The 23,217-nt window shown below is 71.2% G+C and carries 20 protein-coding genes and 1 pseudogene; 13 read left to right on the top strand and 8 right to left on the bottom strand.

Annotation, left to right across the window (positions count from 1 at the left end; genetic code table 11):
* Positions 1 to 35: 35 nt before the first annotated feature.
* The 3 genes from sepF (at position 36) to SACTE_RS07415 (ending at position 2,253) form a co-directional block, all read left to right on the top strand.
* Entirely contained in the window at positions 36 to 647 is a 612-nt protein-coding gene (gene sepF / locus SACTE_RS07425; protein WP_014045411.1) for a cell division protein SepF, read from the top strand.
* Positions 648 to 737: 90 nt separating this feature from the next.
* Complete coding sequence (locus SACTE_RS07420) at positions 738 to 1,034, top strand: YggT family protein (protein WP_014045410.1); 297 nt, start codon at positions 738 to 740, stop codon at positions 1,032 to 1,034.
* Positions 1,035 to 1,083: 49 nt separating this feature from the next.
* Positions 1,084 to 2,253, top strand: coding sequence for a DivIVA domain-containing protein (locus SACTE_RS07415; RefSeq protein WP_014045409.1), 1,170 nt, complete (start codon positions 1,084 to 1,086; stop codon positions 2,251 to 2,253).
* Between the two features lie 191 nt (positions 2,254 to 2,444).
* On the opposite strand, the gene ileS is transcribed toward SACTE_RS07415, so the two are convergent.
* Positions 2,445 to 5,594, bottom strand: coding sequence for an isoleucine--tRNA ligase (ileS, locus tag SACTE_RS07410; protein ID WP_014045408.1), 3,150 nt, complete (start codon positions 5,592 to 5,594; stop codon positions 2,445 to 2,447).
* 560 nt (positions 5,595 to 6,154) lie between these two features.
* Between ileS and SACTE_RS07405 the strand changes: the two genes are divergently transcribed.
* From SACTE_RS07405 to SACTE_RS07385, 5 genes are all read left to right on the top strand, one after another.
* Positions 6,155 to 6,871 carry a TraR/DksA C4-type zinc finger protein gene (locus tag SACTE_RS07405; RefSeq protein ID WP_014045407.1) on the top strand — a complete coding sequence of 239 codons (717 nt, stop codon included), beginning with the start codon at positions 6,155 to 6,157 and terminating at the stop codon, positions 6,869 to 6,871.
* 56 nt (positions 6,872 to 6,927) lie between these two features.
* The gene (lspA, locus tag SACTE_RS07400; RefSeq protein ID WP_014045406.1) at positions 6,928 to 7,536 is read left to right on the top strand and encodes a signal peptidase II; all 609 of its coding nucleotides are present in this window, start codon (positions 6,928 to 6,930) and stop codon (positions 7,534 to 7,536) included.
* 23 nt (positions 7,537 to 7,559) lie between these two features.
* Positions 7,560 to 8,501: an RluA family pseudouridine synthase gene (locus SACTE_RS07395; protein WP_014045405.1), complete on the top strand. Its 942-nt coding sequence runs from the start codon at positions 7,560 to 7,562 to the stop codon at positions 8,499 to 8,501.
* Complete coding sequence (locus tag SACTE_RS07390; protein ID WP_014045404.1) at positions 8,498 to 8,971, top strand: GNAT family N-acetyltransferase; 474 nt, start codon at positions 8,498 to 8,500, stop codon at positions 8,969 to 8,971. The genes SACTE_RS07395 and SACTE_RS07390 overlap by 4 nt, the downstream gene beginning before the upstream one ends.
* 179 nt (positions 8,972 to 9,150) lie before the next feature.
* Positions 9,151 to 10,737: a Na+/H+ antiporter gene (locus tag SACTE_RS07385; protein WP_019992771.1), complete on the top strand. Its 1,587-nt coding sequence runs from the start codon at positions 9,151 to 9,153 to the stop codon at positions 10,735 to 10,737.
* Between the two features lie 25 nt (positions 10,738 to 10,762).
* Here the strand turns inward: SACTE_RS07385 and SACTE_RS07380 are convergent, their stop codons facing one another.
* Positions 10,763 to 11,908: a mechanosensitive ion channel domain-containing protein gene (locus tag SACTE_RS07380; protein WP_014045402.1), complete on the bottom strand. Its 1,146-nt coding sequence runs from the start codon at positions 11,906 to 11,908 to the stop codon at positions 10,763 to 10,765.
* 46 nt (positions 11,909 to 11,954) lie between these two features.
* On the opposite strand from SACTE_RS07380, the gene SACTE_RS07375 reads away from it, so the two are divergent.
* Entirely contained in the window at positions 11,955 to 12,524 is a 570-nt protein-coding gene (locus tag SACTE_RS07375; protein WP_019992772.1) for a dienelactone hydrolase family protein, read from the top strand.
* A 46-nt stretch (positions 12,525 to 12,570) separates the two neighbouring features.
* On the opposite strand, the pseudogene SACTE_RS34900 reads toward SACTE_RS07375, so the two are convergent.
* The 5 genes and pseudogenes from SACTE_RS34900 to SACTE_RS07360 all read right to left on the bottom strand — a co-directional run.
* Positions 12,571 to 12,977 (bottom strand): annotated as a pseudogene (locus tag SACTE_RS34900) (alkaline phosphatase); the annotation flags it as partial.
* 11 nt (positions 12,978 to 12,988) lie between these two features.
* A complete protein-coding gene (locus SACTE_RS34365) occupies positions 12,989 to 13,126 on the bottom strand; it encodes a hypothetical protein (protein ID WP_157839232.1) in 138 nt (45 codons plus the stop codon).
* 123 nt (positions 13,127 to 13,249) lie between these two features.
* Complete coding sequence (locus SACTE_RS07370) at positions 13,250 to 14,065, bottom strand: DsbA family protein (protein ID WP_014045400.1); 816 nt, start codon at positions 14,063 to 14,065, stop codon at positions 13,250 to 13,252.
* Positions 14,066 to 14,114: 49 nt separating this feature from the next.
* Positions 14,115 to 14,834: a hypothetical protein gene (locus tag SACTE_RS07365; protein ID WP_014045399.1), complete on the bottom strand. Its 720-nt coding sequence runs from the start codon at positions 14,832 to 14,834 to the stop codon at positions 14,115 to 14,117.
* 134 nt (positions 14,835 to 14,968) lie between these two features.
* On the bottom strand, positions 14,969 to 15,403 hold the full coding sequence (locus SACTE_RS07360; protein WP_014045398.1) for a hypothetical protein: 435 nt from the start codon (positions 15,401 to 15,403) through the stop codon (positions 14,969 to 14,971).
* 422 nt (positions 15,404 to 15,825) lie between these two features.
* Between SACTE_RS07360 and dnaE the strand changes: the two genes are divergently transcribed.
* Positions 15,826 to 19,365 (top strand): DNA polymerase III subunit alpha, encoded by a 3,540-nt coding sequence (gene dnaE / locus SACTE_RS07355; protein ID WP_014045397.1) that lies wholly within the window; start codon positions 15,826 to 15,828, stop codon positions 19,363 to 19,365.
* A gap of 71 nt (positions 19,366 to 19,436) precedes the next feature.
* On the opposite strand, the gene SACTE_RS34535 is transcribed toward dnaE, so the two are convergent.
* Complete coding sequence (locus tag SACTE_RS34535; RefSeq protein WP_014045396.1) at positions 19,437 to 19,610, bottom strand: hypothetical protein; 174 nt, start codon at positions 19,608 to 19,610, stop codon at positions 19,437 to 19,439.
* Positions 19,611 to 19,882: 272 nt separating this feature from the next.
* Between SACTE_RS34535 and SACTE_RS07350 the strand changes: the two genes are divergently transcribed.
* The 3 genes from SACTE_RS07350 to SACTE_RS07340 all read left to right on the top strand — a co-directional run bounded on the left by SACTE_RS07350 (position 19,883) and on the right by SACTE_RS07340 (position 23,138).
* Entirely contained in the window at positions 19,883 to 21,139 is a 1,257-nt protein-coding gene (locus tag SACTE_RS07350; protein WP_019992774.1) for an NYN domain-containing protein, read from the top strand.
* A 117-nt stretch (positions 21,140 to 21,256) separates the two neighbouring features.
* Positions 21,257 to 22,249, top strand: a complete 993-nt coding sequence (locus SACTE_RS07345; RefSeq protein WP_014045394.1) for an ABC transporter ATP-binding protein — start codon at positions 21,257 to 21,259, stop codon at positions 22,247 to 22,249.
* A 37-nt stretch (positions 22,250 to 22,286) separates the two neighbouring features.
* On the top strand, positions 22,287 to 23,138 hold the full coding sequence (locus SACTE_RS07340; RefSeq protein ID WP_014045393.1) for an ABC transporter permease: 852 nt from the start codon (positions 22,287 to 22,289) through the stop codon (positions 23,136 to 23,138).
* Positions 23,139 to 23,217 lie beyond the last annotated feature (79 nt).

Genomic DNA, 23,217 nt, shown 5'->3' with positions numbered 1-23,217 from the left:
AATGCCGATCCACCACAGAGCGGAGGACTCGGAGCATGGCCGGCGCGATGCGCAAGATGGCGGTCTACCTCGGCCTCGTGGAGGACGATGGGTACGACGGTCCGGGGTTCGACCCCGACGACGAATTCGAACCCGAGCCGGAGCCCGAGCGGGACCGGCGGCGGCACCAGCCCGCGCATCAGGTGGAGCGGGAGCACGACGAACCGGTGCGGACGGTGCAGCCGCCCGCGCCGCGCGAGCCGGTTCAGCTGCCGGTGGACAGCGGGCGACCCGCCCGGATCGCACCCGTGGCATCCATCACACCTGACCGTCCGAACCTGGAGAAGAACGCACCGGTGATCATGCCCAAGGTCGTGTCCGAGCGGGAGCCCTACCGCATCACCACGCTGCACCCCCGGACGTACAACGAGGCCCGTACCATCGGGGAACACTTCCGCGAGGGCACTCCGGTGATCATGAATCTCACGGAGATGGACGACACCGACGCGAAGCGACTTGTCGACTTTGCCGCGGGACTCGTCTTCGGTCTCCATGGCAGCATTGAGCGAGTGACGCAGAAGGTGTTCCTGTTGTCGCCTGCTAACGTCGATGTCACGGCGGAGGACAAGGCCCGCATCGCAGAGGGCGGGTTCTTCAACCAGAGCTGAGAACACGACACGGGAACAACCCGGCCGGGAGGCCGGTGCCGGCCGGGAGGCCGGAGCTGACGAGAGCCAGGGGAGAGGGAAGCGCGGGACATGGGCGTCGCACTGGATGTGGTCTATATCGCGCTGATGTGTTTCCTCATCGTGCTGATCTTCCGGCTGGTCATGGACTACGTCTTCCAGTTCGCACGTTCATGGCAGCCAGGCAAGGCGATGGTGGTCGTTCTGGAGGGCACTTACACTGTCACCGATCCACCGCTGAAGCTTCTGCGGCGGTTCATACCGCCGTTGCGTCTCGGGGGCGTGGCACTTGACCTGTCCTTCTTCGTTCTGATGATCATCGTCTACATTCTGCTCAACATCGTGGGCAAGCTAGCGAGCAGCGTGTGAACGATACGGTCTTGCCGACTGCCGACGACTACGTAGAGGTGAAGAAGAGATGCCGTTGACCCCCGAGGACGTGCGGAACAAGCAGTTCACGACCGTCCGCCTCCGAGAAGGCTATGACGAGGACGAGGTCGATGCCTTTCTCGACGAGGTCGAAGCGGAACTGACCCGTCTGCTCCGTGAGAACGAGGACCTGCGTGCCAAGCTGGCCGCCGCCACGCGCGCGGCCGCGCAGAACCAACAGCAGGGTATGCGTAAACCACCGGAGCAGCAGGAACGGCCGGGTGCCCCGGTGCCCGCCGCCATATCGGGCCCGCCGGTGCAGCAGCAGCAGCCCCCGCAGATGGGTCCCCCCCAGCTGCCCGGTGGCGCTCCGCAGCTGCCTGCCGGTCCCAGCGGCCACGGTCCCCAGGGCGGTCACGGCCCCCAGGGCGGCCACGGCCCCGGTCCGCAGGGCCCGCACGGCCCCGGCCCGATGCAGGGTGGACCCATGGGCGGCCCGATGGGCGGCCCCGGTGGTCACGCCCCGCAACAGCAGCAGCAGATGCCGCCGCAGATGCAGCAGCCGCAGATGCAGCAGCCCGGTCAGGGCCCCGGTGGCGACAGTGCCGCCCGTGTCCTCTCGCTCGCCCAGCAGACCGCGGACCAGGCGATCGCGGAGGCCCGTTCCGAGGCCAACAAGATCGTCGGCGAGGCGCGCAGCCGTGCCGAGGGCCTCGAGCGTGACGCCCGGGCCAAGGCGGACGCGCTGGAGCGGGACGCGCAGGAGAAGCACCGCGTGGCGATGGGCTCGCTGGAGTCGGCCCGCGCGACGCTGGAGCGCAAGGTCGAGGACCTGCGTGGCTTCGAGCGCGAGTACCGGACCCGTCTGAAGTCGTACCTGGAGAGCCAGCTGCGCCAGCTGGAGACCCAGGCCGACGACTCGCTGGCTCCGCCGCGTACGCCCGCCGCCGCTTCCCTGCCGCCGTCGCCTTCGCTGGCTCCGGCCGGCGCGGGTGCGATGGGGCACTCCATGGGCAGCAACCACGGTGGCCACGGCGGCAACCAGCAGATGGGCGGCGGCAACCAGTCGATGGGCGGTGCGCCGTCGTACGGCGGGCAGCAGCAGATGTCGCCCGCGATGACGCAGCCCATGGCGCCGGTGCGGCCGCAGGCGCCGCAGCCGATGCAGCAGGCGCCGTCGCCGATGCGCGGGTTCCTGATCGACGAGGACGACAACTGAGCGGCGCGCGCTCGCTGAGCGCGTAGCCGTCGGCAGGCTGAGGGCCGGGCCCCGGGTTTTCCCGGGGCCCGGCCCTTTCGCGCGGACGGGGGTGTGCGGAGCGGGGGCCGCTCGGCTGCGGGTGCACGGGTGGGGCGGGAGCACGAAGGCCCGGCCGGAACCGCTGTTCCGGCCGGGCCTTCGTGGGTGGGTCAGGCTTCCGTCCTGCGGAGGCGGAACGTGAGGTTCAGTCCCTCGTCCTCGAAGGGGGTGCCGTACGTGTCGTCGGCCTCGCCCTGGGCGTAGTCCACGGCCAGGACCTCCTCCGCGATCAGGGAGGCGTGAGCGGTCAGGGCCTCGGTCGTGGCGGGGGCCGCCGAGGTCCAGCGGACCGCGATCCGGTCCGCCACGTCCAGGCCGCTGTTCTTGCGGGCCTCCTGGATCAGCCGGATCGCGTCACGGGCCAGGCCCGCCGCCCGCAGTTCCGGGGTGATCTCCAGGTCCAGGGCGACCGTCGCGCCGGAGTCGGACGCCACCGACCAGCCCTCGCGCGGGGTCTCCGTGATGATGACCTCCTCCGGGGAGAGGCTGATCCGCTCGCCCTCCACCTCCAGGGAGGCCGTGCCCTCGCGCAGCGCCAGGGAGAGTGCCGCGGCGTCCGCGTCCGCGACCGCCTTGGCCACCGCCTGGACGCCCTTGCCGAACCGCTTGCCCAGGGCACGGAAGTTGGCCTTCGCCGTGGTGTCCACCAGCGAGCCGCCGACCTCCGACAGCGAGGCCAGGGAGGAGACGTTGAGCTCCTCCGTGATCTGGGCGCGCAGCTCGGGGGAGAGGGACTCGAACCCGGACGCGGCCACCAGCGCGCGCGAGAGCGGCTGACGGGTCTTGACCCCGGACTCGGCACGCGTGGCCCGGCCCAGCTCCACCAGGCGGCGGACCAGCGCCATCTGCGTGGAGAGCACCGGGTCGACGGACGCCGGGTCCGCCTTCGGCCACGAGGAGAGGTGCACCGACTCCGGGGCGTCCGGGGTCACCGGGACGATCAGGTCCTGCCAGACCCGCTCGGTGATGAACGGGGTCAGCGGGGCGATCAGCCGGGTCACCGTCTCGATCACGTCGTGCAGGGTCCGCAGCGCCGCCTTGTCGCCCTGCCAGAAGCGGCGGCGGGAGCGGCGGACGTACCAGTTGGAGAGATCGTCGACGAACGCGGAGAGCAGCTTGCCGGCGCGCTGGGTGTCGTAGCCCTCCAGCGCCTCGGTCACCTGCTCCACCAGGGCGCCCAGTTCGCTCAGCAGCCAGCGGTCCAGGACGGTGCGCTCGGCCGGGGCCGGATCGGCCGCGGAGGGCGCCCAGCCCGACGTACGGGCGTACAGGGCCTGGAAGGCGACCGTGTTCCAGTACGTCAGGAGCGTCTTGCGGACGACCTCCTGGATCGTGCCGTGGCCCACCCGGCGGGCCGCCCACGGGGACCCGCCCGCCGCCATGAACCAGCGCACGGCGTCGGCGCCGTGCTGGTCCATCAGCGGGATCGGGTCGAGGGTGTTGCCCAGGTGCTTGGACATCTTGCGGCCGTCCTCGGCGAGGATGTGGCCGAGGCAGACGACGTTCTCGTAACTGGACTCGTCGAAGACCAGGGTGCCGACCGCCATCAGCGTGTAGAACCAGCCGCGGGTCTGGTCGATGGCCTCCGAGATGAACTGCGCCGGGTAGCGGCTCTCGAAGATCTCCTTGTTCTTGTACGGGTAGCCCCACTGCGCGAACGGCATCGAACCCGAGTCGTACCAGGCGTCGATGACCTCCGGGACGCGGTAGGCCTCCAGCTGGCAGTTCTCGTGCGAGCAGGTGAACGTGATCGCGTCGACGAACGGCCGGTGCGGGTCCAGGGCGGACTGGTCGGTGCCGGTGAGCTCGGTCAGCTCGGCCCGGGAGCCCACGCAGGTGAGGTGGCCGTCCTCGCAGCGCCAGATGGGCAGCGGGGTGCCCCAGTAGCGGTTGCGGGACAGCGCCCAGTCGACGTTGTTGGTCAGCCAGTCGCCGAACCGGCCGTGCTTGACCGAGTCCGGGAACCAGTTGGTCTTCTCGTTCTCCTGGAGCAGCCGGTCCTTGACCGCCGTCGTGCGGATGTACCAGGACGGCTGCGCGTAGTACAGCAGCGCGGTGTGGCAGCGCCAGCAGTGCGGGTAGCTGTGCTCGTAGGGGACGTGGCGGAAGAGCTTGCCCCGGGCGGCCAGGTCCTCGGTGAGCGCCTCGTCGGCCTTCTTGAAGAAGACGCCGCCGACCAGCGGCAGGTCCTCCTCGAAGGTGCCGTCGGGGCGGACCGGGTTGACGACCGGCAGGCCGTAGGAACGGCAGACGACGAGGTCGTCGGCGCCGAAGGCGGGGGACTGGTGGACCAGGCCCGTACCGTCCTCGGTGGTGACGTACTCGGCGTTGACGACGTAGTGCGCCTCGCTCGGGAAGTCGACCAGCTGGAAGGGGCGCTCGTACGTCCAGCGCTCCATCTCCCGGCCGGTGAAGGTCCGGCCGGTCGGTTCCCAGCCCTCGCCCAGCGCCTTCTCCACCAGCGGCTGCGCGACGACGAGCCTCTCCTCGCCGTCCGTCGCCTCGACGTAGGTGACGTCCGGGTGCGCGGCGACGGCGGTGTTGGAGACCAGGGTCCACGGTGTGGTCGTCCAGACCAGCAGCGCGGCCTCGCCGGCCAGCGGGCCGCTCGTCAGCGGGAAGCGGACGAAGACCGAGGGGTCGACGACCGTCTCGTAGCCCTGGGCCAGCTCGTGGTCCGAGAGGCCGGTGCCGCAGCGCGGGCACCAGGGGGCGACCCGGTGGTCCTGGACCAGGAGGTCCTTCTTGAAGATCTCCTTCAGGGACCACCACACCGAGTCGACGTACTCGGGGTCCATCGTGCGGTAGGCGTCGTCCAGGTCGACCCAGTACCCCATGCGGGTCGTCAGCTCGGCGAACGCGTCGGTGTGCCGGGTCACCGACTCCCGGCACTTCTCGTTGAACTCGGCGATGCCGTAGGCCTCGATGTCCTTCTTGCCGTTGAAGCCCAGCTCCTTCTCCACCGCGAGCTCGACCGGCAGGCCGTGGCAGTCCCAGCCCGCCTTGCGGCCGACGTGGTAGCCCTGCATGGTGCGGAAGCGCGGGAATACGTCCTTGAAGACGCGGGCCTCGATGTGGTGGGCACCGGGCATGCCGTTGGCGGTCGGCGGGCCCTCGTAGAACACCCACTCGGGGCGGCCCTCGGACCGGTCGAGGCTCTTGGCGAAGACCTTGCTCTCGCGCCAGAAGTCGAGCACGGCGTGCTCGAGGGCGGGCAGATCGACCTGGGCGGGTACCTGGTGGTACTGCGGCGATGTCATGTGCGGGCTTCCTCCGGCGGACGACTTCCACTTCCGTCGGAGGGACGAGAACCGGCAGGCTCCCGCGGTACCACCCTCCTTGGCCCCGGGCGTGCGCCCGTGGCCCCCTCATTGGGGTCGCGATGCCGGGTCTACCGGCCCCGTGCCCGTGGGCGGGGCCCACGGTCCAAGGCGTTCTTCCGGCGGCTCAGGGGTGATCTTCACGACGCGCTCGCCCCCGGGCTTCCACCGTCCCCGGGTCGCTGCCGGCTGCGTACGACGCTACTCGTCCCGTCCATGCCTTTCGCTGCCGCTCAGTGTACGGGCCCGTACGGGCGACGGCCGACCGGTTTATCCCGGGGCCCGCCTGACCTGAATGGCCGGACGGGCGGCGGGCGGTCCGGGCCGGGCGCGGCGGGCGGATTACCGGGCGGGGAGCTGGGCACAACGCTTGGAGGCGGATCGCCGCCCGGTACGGGAGGCTGAACCGGCGGCGTGGCCCGTTGCCGCGGGGCTGGGGTCGACTTATCGTCCCAGCACGATTCGCGTGCAAGATCACAAAATGTGAAGGGGCCGCGGCCATGGTGGCGAAGAAGAGCGCCGGTGAGGAAACCGATGCGGATCCCCGCCCGGACGCGGACCGGGAGACCCCGGTGAGGAAGGCCGCGGCGAGCGGGAGCACGGCGAAGAAGAGCGCGGCGAAGAAAAGTACGGCGAAAAGTACGGCGAAGAAGAGCACGGCCGAGAAGTCCACGAAGACGTCGAAGGCCACGGGGGCGGCGCAGGCCGCCGAGCAGACGGGAGCCCACACGGTGGTAGCCAAGAAGAACGCGGACGGGAGCACGGCCGCGGGGGAGGGCGTCGCGACGGCGGTGCCCCCGGCGAGGGCCGCCGCGGCGCCCGGAGACCTCGCGGTCAGGCCCGGGGAGGACCCCTGGACCCCGGAGGAGGTCGCCGAGGCGCGGACGGAGCTGACCGGAGAGGCCCTGAGGCTGCGCAGCGAGCTGGAGGCGTCGGGCGCGGCGCTGGCCGGACTGATGCGGGACTCCGGGGACGGAGCGGGCGACGACGACGCGGACACCGGCACCAAGAACATCACCAGGGAACACGAGCTGTCGCTGGCGGCCCACGCCCAGGAGACGCTGGACCAGACCGAACGCGCCCTCGCCCGGCTCGACGCCGGGACCTACGGCCTCTGCGAGGTCTGCGGCAAACCGATCGGAAAGGCGCGGATGCAGGCCTTCCCCAGGGCCACACTCTGCGTGGAGGACAAGCAGAAGCAGGAGCGGCGGGGCTGACACCCCGGGGTTGTCGTACTCTCTCCTCAATCAGGCACCTAGGTTGAGGGACTCACGTGGCAGAGGCGGAGCGCATCATCGGTACGCCGGACATCCCCGACGCCGAGGGGGCTGACGGGGCGGAGCCCCAGCAGCCCTCCGAGGACACCGGCCCGGCCGACGGTGCCGTCGGCGGCCGGCGCCGGAAGAAGATCCTCGTCCTCCTCTGCGTGGCCGTCCTGGCCTACCTGCTGGACCTGGGCAGCAAGATGCTCGTGGTCGCGAAGCTGGAGCACCAGGAGCCCGTCGAGCTCATCGGCGACTGGCTGCAGCTGGACGTGATCCGCAACGCGGGCGCCGCGTTCAGCTTCGGTGAGGCCTTCACCGTCATCTTCACGGCCATCGCCGCGGTCGTGATCATCGTGATCGTCCGCCTGGCCCGCAAGCTCTACAGCCTGCCCTGGGCCATCGCCCTGGGGCTGCTGCTCGGCGGGGCGCTCGGCAACCTGACCGACCGCGTCTTCCGGGCGCCGGGCGTGTTCGAAGGCGCGGTGGTGGACTTCATCTCCCCCGCGCACTTCGCCGTCTTCAACCTCGCCGACTCCGCGATCGTGTGCGGCGGCTTCCTGATCGTGATCCTCTCCTTCCGGGGCCTGGACCCCGACGGGACCGTGCACAAGGACTAGATACGGCAAGGCATACTCGACAGGTGAGTACGTATCCCGAGGTCCGCACCCTGCCCGTACCCGACGGCCTGGAGGGCGAGCGTGTCGACGCCGTCATCTCCCGGCTGTTCGGTTTCTCCCGTACCAAGGCCGCCGAGCTGGCCGCCGCGGGGAAGGTCCAGGTGGACGGCGCGGTGGCCGGGAAGTCCGAGCGGGTGCACGGCGGGGCCTGGCTGGAAGTGGAGATGCCGCAGGCGCCCGCTCCCGTCCAGATCGTCGCCGAGCCCGTCGAGGGCATGGAGATCGTCCATGACGACGACGACATCGTCGTCATCATGAAGCCGGTCGGCGTCGCCGCCCACCCCAGCCCCGGCTGGACCGGCACCACCGTGATCGGCGGGCTGGCCGCGGCCGGCTACCGCATCTCGACGTCGGGCGCCGCCGAGCGCCAGGGAATCGTGCACCGGCTGGACGTCGGCACGTCCGGGCTGATGGTCGTCGCCAAGTCCGAGCGGGCCTACACCCTGCTCAAGGCGCAGTTCCGCGACCGGGTCGTCGAGAAGAAGTACCACGCGCTGGTCCAGGGCCACCCGGATCCGATGAGCGGCACCATCGACGCCCCCATCGGCCGTCACCCCCAGCACGACTACAAGTGGGCCGTCACCGCCGAGGGCAAGCCGTCGGTGACCCACTACGACCTCATCGAGGCCTACCGCGCGGCCAGTCTGCTCGACATCAAGCTGGAGACCGGGCGCACCCACCAGATCCGGGTGCACATGTCCGCCCACCGCCACCCCTGCGTCGGCGACCTGACCTACGGCGCCGACCCCACGATGGCCAAGCGGCTGGGGCTCGGCCGGCAGTGGCTGCACGCGGTCCGGCTCGGCTTCGAGCACCCGGCCGACGGCGGCTGGGTCGAGTTCTCCAGCGGCTACCCGGACGACCTGGAGCAGGCCCTGGAGACCATCGCCGCGGAGAGCCGGTGAGCACGCCGGAGTTCGGCGGCACCCGCCGGGCCGTCGAGGAGAGCGACCTGGCCGCCTGCTTCCAGGTCCGCAAGGAGGTCTTCGTCGGCGAACAGAACGTCCCGGAGGAGATCGAGTACGACGCCTACGACGCCACGGCCGTGCACGTCCTGGCCGTCGCGGCCGACGGCTCCGCCCTCGGCACCGGGCGGCTGCTGCACGGCTCCGACGCGGCCGGCAAGACCGGCGGTGACCTCACCGTGGGCTCGCTCGGCCGGCTCGCCGTGGCCCGTGAGGCCCGTGGCCTGGGCGTCGGTGCCGCACTGGTGCGGGCGATCGAGGACGAGGCACGCGCGCTGGGCCTGACCGGCGTCGACCTGCACGCCCAGACCCACGCCCTCGGCTTCTACGAACGCCTCGGCTACGTGGCGTACGGCCCCGAGTTCCCGGACGCCGGGATCCCGCACCGGGCCATGCGCCGCACCTTCTGACCGCGGACCCGGCAGGGCCCCGCGGGGTGCGTGAGGGCCGTGGGGTCCGTGCGGCGCACGGTGGGGCCGTGTGCCGCGCCGGGGCGACGCGGGAGCGGCGGACTCCGCATGGCAGGCTGGATGCCCTCATCGGCTGATCACCGGGCCCGGGGCCCGGACACGCTGCGGAAGGCGAACTCGTGGACCAGATGGCACTCCTGCTCCTGCTGCTGCTCGGAGCGGTGGTCACGGTGCCACTGGGGCAGCGCCTCGGGCTGCCCGCGCCGGTACTGATGACGCTCGTCGGGGTCGCGATGGCGTTCACCAGCTTCGTGCCCGACATCGACATCCCGCCGGAGATCATCCTCCCCGCGCTGCTGCCCCCGCTGCTCTACGCCTCCGTGCAGCGCACCTCCTGGCGGCAGTTCGCGGCCAACAAACGGCCCATCTTCCTGCTGGCGGTCGCCCTCGTCTTCGTCACGACGGCCGCCGTCGCCGCCGTCGCCGACGCGATCGTGCCGGGACTGCCCATCGCCGCCGCGGTGGCCCTGGGCGCGCTGGTCGCCCCTCCCGACCCGGTCGCCGCGTCGGCGGTGGCGGGCTCACTCGGACTGCCGCGCAGGCTCGTCTCGATCCTGGAGGGCGAGGGGCTGTTCAACGACGTCACCGCGATCGTCCTCTACCACGTGGCGATCGCCGCGGCCGTGAGCGGTACCTTCTCGCTGCCCGAGGCCTTCGGACTGCTCATCCTCTCCGCGGTCGTCGCCGTGGTGGTCGGCCTGGTGCTCGGCTGGCTCACCATCAAACTCATGGGCCTGCTGGGCGACGCCACCCTCCAGGTCGGTCTGACGCTGCTCGTGCCCTTCGTGAGCTACGTGCTGGCCGAGGAGCTGATGGGCTCGGGGGTGCTCGCCGTCCTCACCACGGCCCTCTTCCTCGCCGAACACACCGCGGACGCCGACGACGTCCAGGGGCGGCTCACCGGCCGCTCCTTCTGGGAGATCGTCGACACCCTCGTCACCGGTGTCGCCTTCGGCCTGATCGGACTCGAACTCCACAGCGTGTTCGGCACGGCCGGTGACCGTGTGCCGGAGCTGCTGGGCTGGGGGCTCGCGGTCGTCGCGGTCGTCGTCGGCGTACGGCTCATGTGGCTGCTGCCCGCGACCTGGCTCGCCAAGCGGCTGCACACCCGGCGCGACGTCGACGAGGACATTCCCACCAGCTGGCGGGAGACCGTCGTCATGTGGTGGGCGGGCATGCGCGGGGTGGCCTCCGTCGCGCTGGCCCTCGCCATCCCGCTGGAGACGGACGACGGCAAGCCGTTCCCCGGCCGCGACGAGATCGTCTTCATCGCCTTCGTCGTCATCATGGCCACGCTCGTCGTCCAGGGCCTGACGCTGCCCTGGCTGGTGCGCAAGCTCGGCGTACGCGCGGACACCGACGCCGAGCGGGCGCTGGAGCGGGAACTCGCGAGCCGTGCGGCGGGGGCGGCCAAGCGCCGGCTCAAGGAGATCGAGGAGAGCGAGGACTTCCCGGACGAGGTCCTCGAGCGGCTCCAGCGCGCCGCCTACGACATCGGCGCGCGGATCAGCCCCGACCTGGTCGACGAGGAGCGGCGCGAGGCGTACGCCCGGCGCACCGAGCGCTTCAAGGCCGTCAGCCGCGTCCAGCGCGACATGCTGTCGGCCGCCCGCCACGAGGTGCTGTCCGCCCGCAACGAGCCCGGTGCCGACCCGGAGATCGTCGACCGGGTGCTGCGCTACCTGGACGTACGCAGCCTGCGCTGACACGGGCCGGAGGGGCCGCGGCGGCTCAGCCGCGGCCCGTGCGAGGCGCCATGTCGCGCTCGGTGGCCCTGCCGTCGCCCATCGGGCCACGGACCGCGTCCGCACCCGTCAGCGCCGTCCAGTGGTCGCCCGGCGGCAGCGAGGCGGGGGCCGTGACGACCCGGGGCAGGGCGTACGGGTGGTGGTCGCGCAGCCAGGCGATCATCTGCTCGCGCACGGCGCAGCGCACCGTCCAGATGTCGTCGGCGTCCTTCGCGGTGACCACGGCCCGGAGCTGCATCGTCGTCGGGGTGGTGTCCGTCACGGCCAGGGACCAGTCGCGGCCGTCCCAGGCCGCGCACTCGCCCAGGATGTCCCGCAGCTTCTCGCGCATCGCCGGGACCGGGGCCGAGTGGTCGAGCTGGAAGAAGACCGTGCCGGTCATCTGGATCCCGCCGCGCGACCAGTTCTCGAACGGCGTGCTGGTGAAGTACGACACCGGCATCGTGATCCGCCGCTCGTCCCAGGTGCGCACGGTCAGGAAGGTCAGGGTGATCTCGTCCACCACGCCCCACTCGCCGTCCACCACCACGGTGTCCCCGAGCCGCACCATGTCACCGAAGGCGATCTGGAACCCGGCGAAGAGGTTGCCGAGCGTCGACTGGGCGGCGACACCGGCGACGATGCCCAGCACACCGGCCGAGGCCAGCATCGAGGTGCCCACCGTGCGCATCGCCGGGAAGGTCAGCAGCATCGCCGCGATCGCGACCGTCGCCACCACCGCGGTGACCACCCGCTGGATCAGCGCGACCTGGGTACGCACCCGGCGCACCCGGGCCGCGTCGCGGGAGGCCGACGCGTAGCGGGCGTACGAGGACTCCACGACGGTGGCCGCGGCGCGGATGACCAGCCAGGCCGACGCCGCGATCAGCACCAGGGTCAGGAACTGGCCGATCACGGCCCGGTGGTCCCGTACGAGGTCGAAACGTATCTGGGAGTAGGTGGCCCTCAGCGACGCGGTGCACAGCACCACCTGCAGGGGCGGCCGGCAGCGCCGCAGGAGTCCCCAGAGAGGTGTCTCGTGGTGCCGGGCGTCGGCGCGGCGCAACAGGACGTCGACCAGCCAGCCCAGCACCAGCGTCAACACGAGCGACCCGCCCACCACGAACAGCGGTCGCAGTACGTTCTCCATTCCCTCGTCCTCCATAGTCTTCGGGCACAGCTGGCACGATGGACGCATGAACATCATGCTTTTCCACTCGACCTACGGTGTGCGGCCGGCTGTGCACGCGGCTGCGGACCGGCTGCGCGCAGCCGGGCACGAGGTGCGCGTGCCCGATCTCTTCGAGGGGCACACCTTCGACACGGTCGAGGAGGGAATGGCCTTCAAGGACCAGGTCGGCAAGGACGAGCTGCTGAAACGCGCCGTGCTGGCCGCGGCGCCCTACTCCGACCAGGGCCTCGTGTACGCCGGGTTCTCGTTCGGGGCGTCGGTGGCGCAGACCCTGGCGCTCGGCGACGCCAAGGCGCGCGGGCTGCTGCTGCTCCACGGCACCTCCGACATCGCGGAGAACGCCTCGGTGGACGAGCTGCCGGTCCAGCTGCACGTCGCCGACCCCGACGCCTTCGAGTCGCCGGACTGGCTGAACAGCTGGTACCTCCAGATGCAGCGGACCGGCGCGGACGTGGAGGTCTACCGCTACCCGGGGGCCGGGCACCTGTACACCGACCCGGACCTGCCGGACTTCGACAAGGCCGCCGCGGACCTGACCTGGAAGGTCGCCCTCGGTTTCCTGGCCACGCTCTGAGGCGCGTACGGGGCCGCGCACCCGGTGCGCGGCCCCGTACCACCGGTCAGCGCACCGGGACGTCGACCCGCTCGACCTTCTGGGTGCCGCTGCGCGTGCGGTACGAGCGGACCAGGCCGAGGCCGCGTCCTTGCGGGTCCCGTCGCAGACCACGTGGAAGGCCGACCGCGAGCGTTCGGCGGTGACGTCGAGGAGGCCGTAGCCGTGCGAGTCCAGGCCGACCCACTGCACGTGCCGGTTCGCCGCCTCGACCGCGGCGGCCTCGACCACCGGGACCGTCTGCGGGGCGACCCGCACGATGTCGTCCAGGTTGTCGGAAGACGGCAGCCCCAGCAGTCCGGCCGGCGGTCCCAGCCGATGGGCCGGAGCGCTCCGAAGACGAACCGGCGAGATCATCACGGAGGTCCCGACCAGCTTCCAGGTGGCGTCCGAACCTGCCGGTCCCGCCTGCAGACCGCCGGAGGCTACCCCGTGCAGGAAGGCCGGGCCGCCGTCGGCCGGGTGCTGGTGGCGGCGGCGAGCACGGGGGCGGCGACCGCCGTGGCGGTGGCTGCCGCGACGACCGTGCGGCGTGCGGGTGCGGAGAGGTGTCGTCCGGGCACGGACCATCACGCTACTGGCGGGCAAGGCGAACGGGCGGGCGAACAGAGGAAGTTCGCCCGCCCGTCGGCCGTTCGACGCCCGGATTCGTCGTCCGCGGCCCGCACCGGGCCGCGGACCGGCGGTCAGCCCTTCAGCGCGGCGGTGATCGCCGTGTTGAAATCGGCCTCCGTCATGGGGGCGTTGTCGCTGCCCTCGGTGGTGATCTTCTTGCCGTCCATCATGAGCGTGGGGGTGCCCTTCACCCCGCTCTTGTCGAACGTCTTGGACATCTTCATGGCCCAGGCGTCGTACGTGCCGTCCTTGACGGCCTTCTCGAACGCCTTGTTGCCCTTGAGCGCGTCGACGGAGTCGGCCACCTCCAGGAGGTAGTCGTCCTTCGCGAACTTGTCGTCCGTCTCCTCGGGGTGGAACTTCGCGGAGTACAGGGCCGACTTGTAGTCCAGGAATGCCTCGGGGCTCACGTCGAGCGCGGCACCCAGGGCGCTGAGGGCGTTCTTGGAGCCCTCGCCGTTGGCCGCGTTGTCGATGAAGGTGGCGCCGATGTACTTGATCTTGTACTTGCCGGCCTCGACGTCCTTGGCGACCGTCTCGCCGACCGACTGCTCGAACGTGGCGCAGACCGGGCAGCGGGAGTCCTCGTACAGCTCCAGGGTCTTCTTGGCACTGTCCTTGCCGATGACCACGGTCGTGCCGTCGTCACCCGAGGTGTTCTTCGGGGCGCTCACGTTCTTCGCGTCGGCGGCGGCCTCCCAGGCGGAGGGCTTGTTCAGCTGCATCACGCCGTAGCTGACCGCGCCCGCGACCGCCAGGACGGCGACCACCGAGACGCCGACGACGATCTGCTTGCGGGCCTTGTCCTTCTTGGCCTGGCGCTCGCGCTCGGCGCGCAGCCGCTCGCGGGCGGCGGACTTGCTGGCCTGGCTGTTGCGCTTGCTCATGGGTGTTCTCCGTGGGGTGCGTGGGATGGTCCGGGGGTGTACCGCGTGCTCAGGCGAAGACGCCGGCCGAACGCGGTGGCCCCCTCCGTCCCACGGAGTGCACGAGGAGGCGGGCCGGGAGGAGCGGGCCCGGCCGCCCGGCGGGGCGGACGCCCGGCCGGACGGGACGCGCCGCGGCCCCCGCGGCGGCGACCGCGACGAGCAGCGGCCGGAAGGCGGTGGCGGCGGCCGCACGCAGCAGGGCCGCGAGGCCCGACTCGCCGTGCCGCAGCCAGGCCGCGGCCAGCAGTCCCACCGCCACGTGGGCGGCGAGCAGCAGCCATGGCACGGCCGGGCCGGGCGAGGCCAGCAGGGCGGCCGCCGCGTGGCCGGAGTCGGACACCGGCCCGAGGGCCCCACCGGCGTCGCCGGTCGTCGCGGCCGCGGGACCGATGCCGCCGTTTCCGCACAGCACATCGACCCCGACCGAGCGCAACGAACCCGTGATCGGGCCGCCCGCCGCGCCGTAGCAGAGGTTCTGGCCGCTGGTGAAGACGGTGTCGGCGGCCAGTTCGAGCGGGACGAGCAGTCCGGCGATGGCTCCGAAGCCGCGCTCCCGGCCCGCCAGCACGTAGGCCACGGAGAAGACCGCGCCGGACGTCAGCCCGACGACGGTCAGCGGCAGGGGCGCCCGGGACAGCAGCACGTGGGACGTGACGGAGAGCGTCACGACGAGAGCCGTGAAGAGCGCCGCACGAACGACTCTGAGATGCGTACCGGATGCGTCCATCACCCAGGAGTGTCCCATGCGGCCCGGTGAAGACGGCCTAAAGGGTGCTCCGTGTGCGGAGGGTGTCCGGTGTGCCGTCCGGGCCGCCCGTCAGGGGGCGCGGAACGCCCGCGTCCCGCCGCCGGGTCACGGGGTCAGGCGCACGGCGGGGTCGCCGCCGGCGTCTCGAAGGTCCCCTGTCCCTGCACCTTGATCAGCCCGACGTACTTCTTCCCGCACGGGTAGCTCATGTTCCAGGTGGAGACGGCGCGCTCGCCGCCGGAGATGGTCTTCAGCGGGCCGTAGGACGTGCTGGACGAGCGGAAGCCGAGGTTCGCCTTGATGGTCGAGGTGCCGGCCTTCTTCGTGTAGATGATCTCGATGCGCGACGGGCTCGTGTTCAGGGAGATGCAGAGCTGGCCGTTGCTCAGGCTGGTGCACTTGACCCGGTCACTGGCCGTGATCGAGACGTCGGACGACGACCGCGCCGTGGCGGTCGTGGTGCTCTCGGCCGCGTGGGCGGGCGTGACGAGGAGCGAGGCTCCGGCGGCTATACAGGCGGCAACGGTCAGCGTGACGCGGCGACTCATGGTCGTCCCCTTCGGTTCGGATTCATGATCAGCACGGGACCGTACAAGGGAAGGGCGGTGCTGCCAACCGTTTTGCGCGCCGGGGCCGGGCCGCCGCCGGGAGGCGTGATCCGCCGCCGGACGGCCGTCCGGGCCCCCGCGGGCCCAGGGTCCGGCCGGTGCGGGCGCGGTCCGCGGGATCCGGTGGCCGGCACGGGTACGCGGCGCGTCAGGTGGGCGTGAAACCGATCAACAGCTGGCCGAATCCTTGTGGTCGGCCGCCGTGCGCACCGACCCGGTCACAGGGCCGCCGGGGACGGGAGCCGCCGCCCCCGCCACGCCCCTCCGCCGCCGGGAGTGCCCGTCGTCCGTCACTGCCAGGACGTAGACTTCCACGCTGTCCCCCCACTCGTCCTCGCCCGTTCTCCCGGAGGCACAGCGCCGTGAGCAAGCCGCCCTTCACGCACCTGCACGTCCACACCCAGTACTCGCTGCTGGACGGTGCCGCGCGGCTCAAGGACATGTTCGAGGCGGCGAACACGATGGGCATGTCGCACATCGCCATGACCGACCACGGCAACCTCCACGGCGCCTACGACTTCTTCCACTCGGCCCAGAAGGCCGGGGTCACGCCGATCATCGGGATCGAGGCGTACGTCGCCCCCGAGTCGCGCAAGCACAAGCGGAAGATCCAGTGGGGCCAGCCGCACCAGAAGCGCGACGACGTCTCCGGCTCGGGTGGTTACACCCACAAGACGATCTGGGCGGCGAACAGCACCGGTCTGCACAACCTCTTCAAGCTCTCCTCGGACGCGTACGCCGAGGGCTGGCTGCAGAAGTGGCCGCGCATGGACAAGGAGACCATCTCCCAGTGGTCCGAGGGCCTGATCGCCTCCACCGGGTGCCCCTCCGGCGAGGTGCAGACCCGGCTGCGCCTCGGGCAGTTCGACGAGGCCGTCCAGGCGGCCTCCGACTACAAGGACATCTTCGGTGAGGGCAGGTACTTCCTGGAGCTGATGGACCACGGCATCGAGATCGAGCGCCGGGTCCGCGACGGGCTGCTGGAGATCGGCAGGAAGCTGGGCATCCCGCCGCTCGTGACGAACGACTCGCACTACACGTACGCCCACGAGGCCACCGCGCACGACGCCCTGCTCTGCATCCAGACCGGCAAGAACCTCTCCGACCCCGACCGCTTCCGCTTCGACGGCACCGGCTACTACCTCAAGACGACGGACGAGATGTACGCCGTCGACTCCTCCGACGCCTGGCAGGAGGGCTGCGCCAACACCCTCCTGGTCGCGCAGCAGATCGACACCACCGGCATGTTCGAGAAGCGCGACCTCATGCCGAAGTTCGAGATCCCGGACGGTTTCACCGAGGTCACCTGGTTCCAGGAGGAGGTCCGGGTCGGCATGGCCCGCCGCTACCCCGGCGGTGTCCCCGAGGACCGGCAGAAGCAGGCCGAGTACGAGATGGACATCATCATCCAGATGGGGTTCCCGGGGTACTTCCTCGTGGTCGCCGACTTCATCATGTGGGCCAAGAACAACGGCATCGCGGTCGGCCCCGGCCGAGGCTCCGCGGCCGGTTCGATCGTCGCGTACGCCATGGGCATCACCGACCTCGACCCGATCACCCACGGACTGATCTTCGAGCGGTTCCTCAACCCCGAGCGCGTCTCCATGCCCGACGTCGACATCGACTTCGACGAGCGCCGGCGCGTCGAGGTGATCCGGTACGTCACCGAGAAGTACGGCGCCGACAAGGTCGCCATGATCGGCACCTACGGCAAGATCAAGGCCAAGAACGCGATCAAGGACTCCGCCCGCGTCCTCGGCTACCCCTACGCGATGGGGGACCGGCTGACCAAGGCGATGCCCGCCGACGTCCTCGGCAAGGGCATCGACCTCAGCGGCATCACCGACCCCAAGCACCCGCGCTACGGCGAGGCGGGCGAGATCCGGGGGATGTACGAGAACGAGCCGGACGTCAAGAAGGTCATCGACACCGCCAAGGGCGTCGAGGGGCTCGTCCGGCAGATGGGCGTGCACGCGGCAGGCGTGATCATGTCCAGCGAACCCATCGTCGACCACGCCCCGGTCTGGGTGCGGCACACCGACGGCGTCACCATCACGCAGTGGGACTACCCCCAGTGCGAGTCGCTCGGCCTGCTCAAGATGGACTTCCTGGGCCTGCGCAACCTGACGATCATGGACGACGCCATCAAGATGGTGAAGGCCAACAAGGGCATCGACCTGGAGATGCTCGCCCTGCCGCTGGACGACCCCAAGACCTACGAACTGCTCTGCCGCGGTGACACGCTCGGGGTGTTCCAGTTCGACGGCGGCCCCATGCGCTCGCTGCTGCGCCAGATGCAGCCCGACAACTTCGAGGACATCTCCGCCGTCTCGGCCCTCTACCGGCCGGGCCCGATGGGCATGAACTCGCACACGAACTACGCCGAGCGCAAGAACGGCCGCCAGGAGATCACCCCGATCCACCCGGAGCTGGAGGAGCCGCTCAAGGAGACGCTCGGCCTGACCTACGGCCTCATCGTCTACCAGGAGCAGGTCCAGAAGGCCGCCCAGATCATCGCCGGCTACTCGCTCGGCGAGGCCGACATCCTGCGCCGCGTGATGGGCAAGAAGAAGCCCGAGGAACTGGCGAAGAACTTCGTCCTCTTCCAGGCCGGCGCCAAGAAGAACGGCTACTCGGACGCGGCGATCCAGGCGCTCTGGGACGTGCTGGTGCCCTTCGCCGGCTACGCGTTCAACAAGGCGCACTCCTCGGCGTACGGGCTGGTCACCTACTGGACCGCCTACCTCAAGGCCAACTACCCGGCCGAGTACATGGCGGCGCTGCTGACCTCCGTCAAGGACGACAAGGACAAGTCGGCGGTCTACCTCAACGAGTGCCGCCGCATGGGCATCAAGGTGCTCCCGCCGAACGTCAACGAGTCGGAGTCCAACTTCGCCGCCCAGGGTGACGACGTGATCCTCTTCGGGCTCACCGCCGTCCGCAACGTCGGGCAGAACGTCGTGGACTCGATCATCCGGTGCCGCAAGGCCAAGGGGAAGTACTCCACCTTCCCGGACTTCCTGGACAAGGTCGAGGCGGTCGTCTGCAACAAGCGCACCGTCGAATCGCTCATCAAGGCGGGCGCCTTCGACGAGATGGGCCACACCCGCAAGGGCCTGGTCGCCCACCACGAGCCGATGATCGACAACGTGGTGCAGGTCAAGCGCAAGGAGGCCGAGGGGCAGTTCGACCTCTTCGGCGGCATGGGCGAGGAGGAGAGCGACGAGCCGGGCTTCGGGCTCGACGTCGAGTTCTCCGACATCGAGTGGGAGAAGTCCTACCTGCTCGCCCAGGAGCGGGAGATGCTCGGCCTGTACGTCTCCGACCACCCGCTCTTCGGGCTGGAGCACGTGCTCTCCGACAAGTCGGACGCCTCGATCTCCCAGCTCACCGGCGGCGAGCACGCCGACGGCGCGATCGTCACCGTCGGCGGCATCATCTCGGGTCTCCAGCGCAAGATGACCAAGCAGGGCAACGCCTGGGCCATCGCCACCGTCGAGGACCTCGCGGGCTCCATCGAGTGCATGTTCTTCCCCGCCACCTACCAGCTGGTCTCCACCCAGCTCGTCGAGGACACCGTCGTCTTCGTCAAGGGGCGCCTCGACAAGCGGGAGGACGTGCCGCGCCTGGTCGCCATGGAGATGCAGGTTCCCGACATCTCCAACGCCGGGACCAACGCGCCGGTCGTGCTGACCATCCCCACGGTCCGGGTCACGCCGCCCATGGTGAGCCGGCTCGGCGAGGTCCTCGGCAACCACCGGGGCGACACCGAGGTCCGCATCAGGCTCCAGGGCCCCCGCAAGACCACCGTCCTCAGGCTCGACCGGCACCGCGTCAAGCCCGACCCGGCGCTCTTCGGTGACCTGAAGGTGCTGCTCGGACCGTCCTGCCTGGCCGGCTGAGACCACCGTCCGTACCCGCGAGAGGGGCGCCCCGCCACTGGCGGGGCGCCCCTCTCGGTCTGCGGGAAGCGTCAGTTGTGGCCGAAGCGGCGCTGGTGCTTGCGGGCCACGTCGGCGGGGCTGGACTGGGCCTGCGACCGGTCCTGCGACTCGAACGAGGACGACTTGGCGTCGTCCGCGCCGCGCTCGGCGGTGGAGACCCGGTCGTGCTGACCGCCCTGCTTGCGGTTCTTGTTCTTGGCCATGGGTGATGCCTCCTGTGGGGAATCGTGCGGGCCAGGACCGCTGTCAGATTCACATACCACCCGATAAGCCGCATGTTGGATCATCACTCAGTGTAATTCGGCCTGTATCATGCGCCGTTTTCCCGATCCGCCACGCCGATGATCGAGTTCCGGACGTTAACGCCCGTTCCGTCGGGCAGACTCGAAGGAAACCCTGAGTAAGCGAACCCCGGACAGCGGACCCACCCCCCACGACCAGGTCCGCCGATCCGTTCCCGAATTCCTGGAAGAGGGTGGAACGCGTGGACCGTTGCGTCGTCCTGGTGGACGCCGGCTACCTGCTGGGCGCAGCCGCGAGTCTGCTGGCCGGTGAGCCCGCCCGTTCCCGCATCACCGTCGATCACGCCGCCCTGATCCAGGGACTTCGTCTGCGGGCCGAGGCCGACACGGAGCAACCCCTGCTCCGTATCTACTGGTTCGACGGCGCCCCCGACCGCGTACCGCAGCCCGAACACCGCCGGCTGCGGGTGATGCCCCGGGTGACGGTTCGGCTGGGAGCCCTCACCCGCAGTGACGGACGGTGGGCCCAGAAGGGCGTCGACGCGGCGATGCACGCCGAACTCACCGAACTGGCAAGGAACCGCGCCTGCTCCGACGTGGTGCTGGTGACCGGAGACGGCGATCTGCTGCCCGGCCTGATGTCCGCCAAGGAACACGGCGTTGCCGTCCACCTCTGGGCGGTCCAGGCCGCCGACGGGGACTACAACCAGTCCGAGGACCTCGTCGCCGAGGCCGACGAACGCCGGGTGCTCGACCGGGCCTGGATCACCCAGGCCGTCCGCGCCAAGGACACCGGTGGCGTCTGCCCGCCCCCGCCCGTCCCCCGCCCCGAGATCGCCGCGATCCTCTCCGCGCCGCTGCCCGAGGCCGCGCTCGCCGCATCGGCCGAGCGCGCGTCGGAGGCGCAGGCCGCCGCCCGCAACGGCACCGCCGAACCGGCCGCCCGGCCCCCCGCGCAGCCGCACCCCGCCCCCCAGCCCAAGGGCGTCCCCACCCCCAAGGACCTGGCGGCCCTCCGCGCCGCCGGGGACCGGGCCACCACCGCCCCCGCACAGCATCCCGTCGGCAACGCCACCCTGCGCTGGTCGTCCGACAAGGGGTGGGTGGAGCGCGGCGGACCGCTCGGCGAGCCGCCCGAGACCGCGTCCCTGCCGACGCTCGCCCAGCTCACCAGCGCCGAACAGCGCTGGGCGGACCGGGAGGAGGACATCACCACCGTCGGCGGCGACCCCTTCGAGGTCGGCCAGGTCTTCGCCCGGCGCTGGATGGAACGCCTCCCGGAAACGGTCCACCTGCAGAAACTGTCCACCATGTACCCCCGCATCCCGCACCGGATCGACGGCGAACTGCTCCGTTACGCGGCCCGGTTCGGGCTGCTCGCCCACAAGGACGACCAGATCGACGAGCACGACCGCTATGCCATCCGGGCGGGATTCTGGCGCGAGATCGACGTGACGACCGCCGCCGAACACGCCCCGGCGGGCGAGTAGGCCGGCCCCGGGCGTGGCGGCGCCTGCCGGACCCGGACGCAATACGGGGCATCCGACCCCGTACTCTCGTACCTCGTGAGTACGGGCGCAGCACAGGCACAGGTACGGACCGGGACCGTGTGCGCGGTGCGTGATCTGGTCAAGACCTACCCGGCCGTCCGCGGCCGACGCGGCCGTGCCGCCACCCCCGAGGTGCGCGCCACCGACGGGATCAGCCTGGACGTCCGGGGCGGTGAGATCTTCGGACTGCTCGGGCCGAACGGGGCGGGCAAGTCGACGCTCGTACGCCAGCTCACCGGGCTGATGCGGCCCGACTCCGGCAGCGTCGAGGTGCTGGGACACGACCTCGTGCGCCACCCCGAGCGGGCCTCCCGGCTCGTCGGCTACCTCGGGCAGGAGTCCACCGCGCTCGACGAGCTGACCGTCTCCCTCGCCGCCGAGACCACCGGACGGCTGCGCGGGCTGCCGGTCCGCGAGGCGCGGGCGGCGCGGGACGACGTACTGGAGGAGCTGGGGCTCACCCCGCTCGCCGGGCGTCCCCTGAAGAAGCTCTCCGGCGGCCAGCGGCGGCTCGCCTGCTTCGCCACCACGCTCGTCGGTGAGCGGCCCCTCCTCGTCCTCGACGAACCGACGACCGGCATGGACCCGGTCGCCCGGCGCGCCGTCTGGTCCGCCGTCGACCGGAGGCGGGCCGAGCACGGCACGACCGTCCTGCTCGTCACCCACAACGTGATCGAGGCCGAGACGGTCCTGGACCGGGTCGCGGTCATGGAGTGCGGCAAGGTCATCGCCTGCGACACCCCCACCGGGCTCAAGGAGCGGGTGGCCGGCGAGGTCCGCGTCGAGCTGGTGTGGCGCGAGCGGGCGCCCCTGGACGTCCCGGAGGTGGCGGCGCTCCGCGCGTCGGCGCAGGAGTCGGGGCGCCGGTGGGTGCTGCGGCTCGGCCCGGACGAGGCGCGGGCGGCGGTCGCCGCGGTGACCGGCGGGGCCGCGTTCGCCTCGCTGGACGACTTCACGCTGGCCACGCCCAGTCTGGAGGACGTCTACCTGGCGCTCGGCGGGGACGCGGCACGGACGGCGGGGGCCGCCGGAGGGCTGGTGAAGGCGTGAACACGAACTGTTCGAAGTCGAAGGGGGGCTGCACCCGGTGACGAGCATCGTTCCCGCGGAGGCCGTACAGAAGGTGTCCGGACGGCCGGCCCGGACCACGAGCGGCCGGCCGGGCCCCGCAGCCCGCACCGCTCCCGCGCCCCTCGCACCGCGGGCCCGGCTGCTGCCCTCGCTGGCCGCCGTCTACCGGGCGCAGCTCTCCCGGGCCCGGGTGGCCCGGATCCCGCTCCTGTTCGTCGCGACCTTCCAGTCCATCGGGATCATGGTGCTGATGCGCGGGGTCGTCGACGGCGGCACGGAGGCGCGGGCCGTCGTCGCCGGCTCCAGCGTGCTGGTCGTGGCCTTCGTCGCGCTCAACCTGCTCGCCCAGTACTTCGGCCAGCTCCGGGCGGGCGGCGGCCTCGACCACTACGCCACGCTGCCGGTGCCGCCGGCCGCGGTGGTGCTGGGAGCGGCGGGCGCGTACGCCTCCTTCACCGTGCCGGGGACCGTGGTCACGGCGGTGGCGGGCAGTGTGCTGTTCGGGCTGCCGCTGACCCACCTCTGGGTCCTCGTCGCCGTCATCCCGCTGTCCGGGGCCGCCCTGTCCGGCCTGGGGGCGGCGCTGGGGCTGCTGGCGCCCCGGGCGGAGCTGGCGACGCTGCTGGGGCAGCTGGGCATGTCCGCGGCGCTGCTGCTGGGCGTCCTGCCGGCCGAGCGGCTTCCCGGGCCGGTCGGCTGGGCACGCGACCTGCTGCCGTCGACGTACGGGGTGGAGGCGCTGTCCCGGTCCTTCGACGCCCACCCGGACTGGGCCGTCGTGGCGCTCGACCTCGCGGTGTGCGCCGCCGTGGGCGTGCTGTCGCTGGCCGTGGCCACGTGGGCGTACCGGCGGGCCGCGGTGCGCTGAGTCCTGGCGGGACGCGGCCGCGTCATGCCGGGCGTGGCCGGTCCGGTGAGGCATCGGCGGGGGCGGCCTGGCACGATGT

Origin of the sequence: Streptomyces sp. SirexAA-E, from assembly GCF_000177195.2 — a bacterium.
In the GTDB taxonomy this organism is placed as follows: Bacteria; Actinomycetota; Actinomycetes; order Streptomycetales; family Streptomycetaceae; genus Streptomyces; species Streptomyces flavovirens.
This window is presented reverse-complemented; position numbering and strand designations above follow the sequence as displayed.